Source organism: Microcystis sp. LSC13-02, assembly GCA_002282935.1.
Classification (GTDB): Bacteria; Cyanobacteriota; Cyanobacteriia; order Cyanobacteriales; family Microcystaceae; genus Microcystis.
The window spans coordinates 1-5693 of the sequence record MTBT01000252.1 but is presented as its reverse complement, the minus strand read 5'-3'; the positions used below and the strand labels follow the sequence as shown (position 1 = coordinate 5693).

Below are 5693 nucleotides of genomic sequence, written 5' to 3'. Positions count from 1 at the left end.
AGGTGCGGAACCCCGCAAGGGAAAGAAGCAGAAACCTAAATCGTGAGGTTTGGGAATCACCGTCCGTTTACGGCGGTGAGGATGTCAAAGATCCGGGGGTAGGAAGCAAAAGACGCGGGGTAGGGATTCGTTTTGCCGGTGGTTATTTAGTAGGTTCAGATAATGGTTTATTTAGTGGCATTTTAAGCCAATCTCCCGCTATATCTGCCGTTAATCTCGATAATTCTTCCTATTGGCGCACCCCTAACCCTAGCACTACTTTTCATGGTCGTGATATTTTTGCTCCTGTGGCCGCTTATTTGTCCCGGGGAGTACCCCTAGAAATGTTAGGTGAGATTATTGATCCCGATAGCTTGCAACAATTAGCGATCGCTGTTCCGCAAATCGAGGAAGATAAAATCAGGGGTCAAATTCAATATATTGACATTTTCGGCAATTTGATCAGCAATATTTCCGATTATCTCCTAGAGGGAAAAAATTGGTCAGTACAGTTGGGGCCAAAAATTATCCCCGCAAAAAACACCTACAGTGATGTTTCTTCCGGAGAAATAGTCGCTTTTATCGGTAGTCACGGGGGGTTAGAAATTGCCGTCAATAGTGGTAGCGCTCAAAAGCAATTACACCTAAATATTGGCGATGCGATCGAGGTTAGAATAGATAGGAGTCAGGAGTCAGGAGATAGGAGTCAGGAGATAGGGTGATAGGGTTTTGGGGGTTTTGGGGGTTTAGGGAAATTTCAGCCAAATGCTCCACTTCCCGACTTCCCGACTTCCCCACTTCCCCACTTCCCCACTTCCCACTGATAACTGATATAGCTTTTTAATCAATTCTCATACTAATATCTAACCAAGTAGAACGGGTAATCGGGGCGCTAGTGGAAATATAATCTACTCCTGTTTCGGCAACGTTGCGAATGCGATCGAGGGTAATATTTCCCGATGCTTCTATTTTGGTTTTACTATTAAAATTGCGGATCATCTCCACAGCAGTTTGCATCATCTCTAAATCCATATTATCTAACATAATGCTCTCTACCTCCTGCTGCAGGGCCTGATTCACTTCTTCTAATTGGCTGGTTTCTACCTCAATTGTGAGAGGATAAGGCATATTTTGCCGTACACGACGCACTGCTTCCTCAATGCTGCCTGCTGCTTGAATATGATTATCTTTAATCATAATTGCATCATCTAACCCCAAACGATGGTTAATCGCACCACCGATACTGGAGGCATATTTTTCTAAAATTCGCAATCCGGGGGTAGTTTTGCGAGTATCCACCAATCTGGTCGGTAAATCGGCAATTTTCTCCACATACTGACGAGTGGCACTAGCAATCCCACTCAAGCGCATGGCAAGATTTAAAGCGACTCTTTCCCCAATTAACAGCGCATCGAGGGAACCTCCTATCTCGGCAATAACTTTAGACTTAGAGCAGAATTCCCCCTCGGCAACGGTGGGGGTAAAGTGAATAGTGGGGTTAAGCAGTTGAAAAACTCGTTCAGCTACGGGTAAACCGGCAATAACTCCCGCTTCTTTGGCAATCCAACTAGCTTGACCGATTTTAGCATGACCGAAGAAAATTGCTTGGGTGGTGCGATCGCCTCTACCGAGATCTTCTCGTAACCAGTTTTCTAACAAGGGATCAAGGACTAATAGGGGCGGTAACATAGAATTTATCGAAACAATCGGGACGTATTTATTTTAAGTTTAGGAATGTTTGACCTGTTTGTAAACTTTCTTTAATCGAAACTTATCCCTTCATAGATTAACTCGATCGCACAGTGAAAATCGAGACTAGATAGAATAATTTCTTCCCCTTGACTATAAGCGCAGTAAAACCAAATTTTATCTTCACCGCGACGATAAACCTCAACACTGATCGATTCGGGATCGACTAAAACGTATTCTTGTAAACTAGCAATCTGACGATAATATTGTAACTTTTTAGTGCGATCATAGTTTCCTGTGCTGGGGGAAAGCACTTCAATAATCACTTGTGGATGTTGAATAAAATTCCGAGATTCTCTATCCCTAAAATCGCAACTAATCACCAAATCGGGATAAAAATAACGACTATTATTAGCTTGTACTTTCGCATCAGATACATTCACTCGACAGCCTCGCGGACGGAGATGAAGTCTTAAAGCAGTGTAAAAATTCAAGGTAATATCATTATGAGGCAGACTACCCCCAGTCATGGCGATAATTTCCCCATCAATGTATTCATGGCGACATTCCTGTGTAGCTTCCCATTCTAGATACTCTTCCGGGGTCATTCTTTCTGGGTATTGAGGTTGAGCGATCATTTTTCTTTTTCCTTGTCAACTAACTAAATTAATATCCTATTTCCTTTTTATGTTATACCATTTTCTCAGCCGAAGATTGAAGAATATTCATAATTAAGCGGTGACTGATTACCCTAATGATAAGATGGAGACAGAAAGCATTATTATCGCAGGTCGCTAAGATGACAAAAACAGTTGCCGATATCATGACTCCCAATCCCATCACCGTCACCGCTAACACTTCTCTGTCTGAAGCAGTGAAGATTTTGGCCGAAAAGCGGTTTAGTGGTTTACCCGTGGTGGATGACAATATACGACTGATTGGGGTTATCTCCGAAACTGACCTTATGTGGCAGGAAACGGGAGTAGAAGCTCCTCCTTACATTCTGCTCCTCGATAGCGTTATCTATCTACAAAATCCTAGCCGTCACGAGAAATTACTCCATAAAGCTCTCGGTCAAACCGTGGGGGAAGTAATGACCGATAAACCTATTAGTATCACAGCCGATCGCCCTTTGAAAGAAGCGGCCTCGTTAATGTATGATCGTCATGTGCGTCGTTTACCGGTGATTGAGGAAGAAACCCACAAAGTAATTGGTATTATCACTCGCGGCGATATCATTCGCGATATGGCAAAATCGGAAGCATAATTGCTTTTCTAGGGCAACAATTAACTAAAAGGTCTTGAACAAATGAATCAATCTCAGGAAACGGTTACTTATTCCCTAGAAACTATCTTGATGCGGATTGAGGGAAAAATCGATTCTTTACAAAAAGATGTGAGGGATTTAAAGGTAGGCCAAGCGGTGTTAACGGGAAAAGTTGAGGGAATAGAAAATCGACTAAACCCATTAGAAGGAAAACAAAAATATCAGTTTTGGGCATTAATTGTCCTCTTTCCCTTGCAATTTTTCTAAAAACTATCAGGATGAAGCGCCGTCAATTTCTCACTACTACTGCCATAACTGCTGTTAGTTTTTCCCTAATTCCTAGAAAAGTTGTTAGTAATAATTTTCCTCTAATTAAACCGCCACATCTACAACCGGGGGACGGAGTGGGTATTATTAGTCCAGCGGGGGCAACTTTTAAAGAAGATGATTTAAATATAGTTATCGAAGCAGTTAAAGCCCTAAAATTAGTCCCAAAAGTTGGTAAATACGCTTTAGAGCGTTATGGTTATTTAGCTGGTAAAGATAGCGAGCGAGCCTCGGATATAAATCAATTTTTTGCCGATGATAATATTGCCTTAATTTTACCAATTCGCGGCGGTTGGGGAAGCGCTCGTTTATTACCTTATCTTGACTACGATTTAATTCGCCGTAATCCGAAAATTATCTGTGGTTTTAGTGATATAACTTCTTTATTATTAGCTATTTATGCCAAAACTGGTTTAGTTACTTTCCATGCTCCCAATGGCTTTTCTAGTTGGCGCACCGCTCAAACTGAAAGCTTTCGACAGGTTTTATTTTCTGGGGAAAAGTTGACTTTTAGAAATATTCCCGATCCCGATGATGCCAATCGTTTAATGCAGGTAAAAAATCGGATTCAAACTATTACTAAAGGTCAAGCAAAAGGTAAATTAATCGGTGGTAATTTAACCACTTTAGCCTCGATCGCAGGTTCTCCCTATCTACCAGATTTTACCAGTGCTATCCTATTTTTAGAAGATATTGGTGAAGATATTTATGAAATAGATCGCCTGTTAAATCAATTAAAATTAGCGGGAATTCTCGATAATTTAGCTGGGTTTATCTTCGGTCAATGTAGCAATTGTAGTGCCGATAGTGACTATGGTTCCCTGACTTTAGAAGAAGTAATCCGAGAATATATCCAACCCTTAAAAATTCCCGCTTGTTTAGGTTTGATGATCGGACATTTGGAGATTATCGAGACTCTAGCTATTGGTATTGCAGTAGAATTTGATGCTAATCGGGGAACAATTACTATGTTAGAATCGGCGGTTAGTAAGTAGGTGTTAAAGCATCAAAAACTGTTCTGGCGTTCCCAGTCAAGGACTTTTTCAGCAGCTCCTATATTAATTTTTTGGGGACTGATACCAAATCCGTTTTTAATAGTACGATTAACTGCCAAGTTATGGATTGTTTCTCCCTTCTCCCCGCTTGCTGCTCCCCGATAGCTTTTAAACAGGATTTAGTATGACAGAGGAATGTAGCGAAATATACGGAGCGATCGAACCAATTTGTAATATATGTGGCCTATAAAATAGGATGATGCGAGCGTCGTCCACACTTGCATCGGGAGGGAACCGTGACGACTTTTCTGGCTTCGCTCAATTTACTGCCTTCTAGTTCTCCCGCTGCCAATTTTCGGACTGGAGAATGGACTTTTCCCACACTCTACTCGACTCTGGCTCCTGCTGCCCTAGCAGATTTAGTTTTTTCTCGTTACGAGATTGATATGCCGAAAAATTGTCAATTTTGGCATCGGGGTTTAAGTGATGTGTATCTCCTCGAAACCCTGACAACTCCCTACATTTTGCGCGTGTCTCACTGCCATTGGCGCAGCAAAATGGAAATAGACTTCGAGTTAGAATTATTAGATCATCTCGATCGCTCTCAGGTTCCCGTCGCCGCGCCAATTCGCAGCAAAAACGGTGATTTATCCCTAGAAATTAATGCTCCGGAAGGGAAACGTTACGCCGTCCTCTTTCCCTATGCTCCGGGAGGAATTGCTATTGGGGACATAGATATAGAACAAGCCTATCATTTAGGGGCGATCGTGGCTAATTTACATCGGGTGACAGCAGATTTTCAACCCCTAGCCTATCGTCATCCCCTCAACCTCAAATATCTTCTCGACGATTCCAGGCAAATTATCGCACCTTTTCTGCACCAACGACCGAGCGACCTAGACTGTGTCTTAGAAACCATTGGGGAAATAGAGGAAGAAACCGCTAAATTACCGACAGAATCTCCCTATTGGAGCATTTGTTGGGGCGATCCTCATAGTGGTAATGTGCATATCACCCCTGATAATCAGATGACCCTATTTGATTTCGATCAGTGCGGTTATGGTTGGCGAGTTTTTGATATCGCTAAATTTCTGCAAGTTTCCCTACAATCCGGCTTAAATCGCCAGGTTCGCCATGGTTTTATCCAAGGTTACACTGAAACAGTGCCTTTAACTGATGGTGAATTATCTTGTCTTCAGTATCTCACCCAAGCGGCCTATATTTGGTCTTGGTCAATTAGCTTAAATAACCTGCGTTTAACCGATTATAGTCGTCTCTGCGCCAATTATTTTAGTAGCCGTTTGGCCATTCTCAAACGTTTAAAAACCCAAGAATGGGAATTATTCTAATGGGACTTAAACAAATTTCAAGCCCAAACAAAGCCTAAACTGGCTTTGTAAGCGGCAAACACATCCCGATTCTCGGTCAGCCACTCA

7 protein-coding genes are annotated in these 5693 nt (G+C 42.0%); 5 read left to right on the top strand and 2 right to left on the bottom strand.

The window, feature by feature from the left end; all coding sequences use genetic code 11:
• Window positions 1-701, top strand: a 701-nt coding sequence (locus BGL89_RS15960; RefSeq protein WP_286826532.1) for an SAM hydrolase/SAM-dependent halogenase family protein, incomplete at its 5' end; no start/stop codon positions are given.
• 118 nt (window positions 702-819) lie between these two features.
• Here BGL89_RS15960 and nadC read toward each other — a convergent pair.
• Complete coding sequence (nadC, locus tag BGL89_RS15955; RefSeq protein ID WP_286826531.1) at window positions 820-1668, bottom strand: carboxylating nicotinate-nucleotide diphosphorylase; 849 nt, start codon at window positions 1666-1668, stop codon at window positions 820-822.
• A 71-nt stretch (window positions 1669-1739) separates the two neighbouring features.
• Window positions 1740-2306 carry a Uma2 family endonuclease gene (locus BGL89_RS15950; RefSeq protein ID WP_286826530.1) on the bottom strand — a complete coding sequence of 189 codons (567 nt, stop codon included), beginning with the start codon at window positions 2304-2306 and terminating at the stop codon, window positions 1740-1742.
• A gap of 161 nt (window positions 2307-2467) precedes the next feature.
• On the opposite strand from BGL89_RS15950, the gene BGL89_RS15945 reads away from it, so the two are divergent.
• From BGL89_RS15945 to BGL89_RS15930, 4 genes are all read left to right on the top strand, one after another.
• Window positions 2468-2935, top strand: coding sequence for a CBS domain-containing protein (locus tag BGL89_RS15945; RefSeq protein WP_286826529.1), 468 nt, complete (start codon window positions 2468-2470; stop codon window positions 2933-2935).
• A gap of 42 nt (window positions 2936-2977) precedes the next feature.
• On the top strand, window positions 2978-3202 hold the full coding sequence (locus BGL89_RS15940; protein WP_286826528.1) for a polyhydroxyalkanoate biosynthesis repressor PhaR: 225 nt from the start codon (window positions 2978-2980) through the stop codon (window positions 3200-3202).
• An 11-nt stretch (window positions 3203-3213) separates the two neighbouring features.
• Window positions 3214-4257 (top strand): S66 peptidase family protein, encoded by a 1044-nt coding sequence (locus BGL89_RS15935; protein WP_286826527.1) that lies wholly within the window; start codon window positions 3214-3216, stop codon window positions 4255-4257.
• 296 nt (window positions 4258-4553) lie between these two features.
• Window positions 4554-5606 carry a phosphotransferase enzyme family protein gene (locus tag BGL89_RS15930; protein WP_286826526.1) on the top strand — a complete coding sequence of 351 codons (1053 nt, stop codon included), beginning with the start codon at window positions 4554-4556 and terminating at the stop codon, window positions 5604-5606.
• The last annotated feature ends 87 nt before the right edge of the window (window positions 5607-5693 follow it).

Excerpts from the sequence above, each read along its gene's own strand:
- nadC (WP_286826531.1), bottom strand. The coding sequence starts at position 1,668 with ATGTTACCGCCCCTATTAGTCCTTGATCCCTTGTTAGAAAACTGGTTA.
- BGL89_RS15950 (WP_286826530.1), bottom strand. The coding sequence starts at position 2,306 with ATGATCGCTCAACCTCAATACCCAGAAAGAATGACCCCGGAAGAGTAT.
- BGL89_RS15945 (WP_286826529.1), top strand. The coding sequence starts at position 2,468 with ATGACAAAAACAGTTGCCGATATCATGACTCCCAATCCCATCACCGTC.
- BGL89_RS15935 (WP_286826527.1), top strand. The coding sequence starts at position 3,214 with ATGAAGCGCCGTCAATTTCTCACTACTACTGCCATAACTGCTGTTAGT.
- BGL89_RS15940 (WP_286826528.1), top strand. The coding sequence starts at position 2,978 with ATGAATCAATCTCAGGAAACGGTTACTTATTCCCTAGAAACTATCTTG.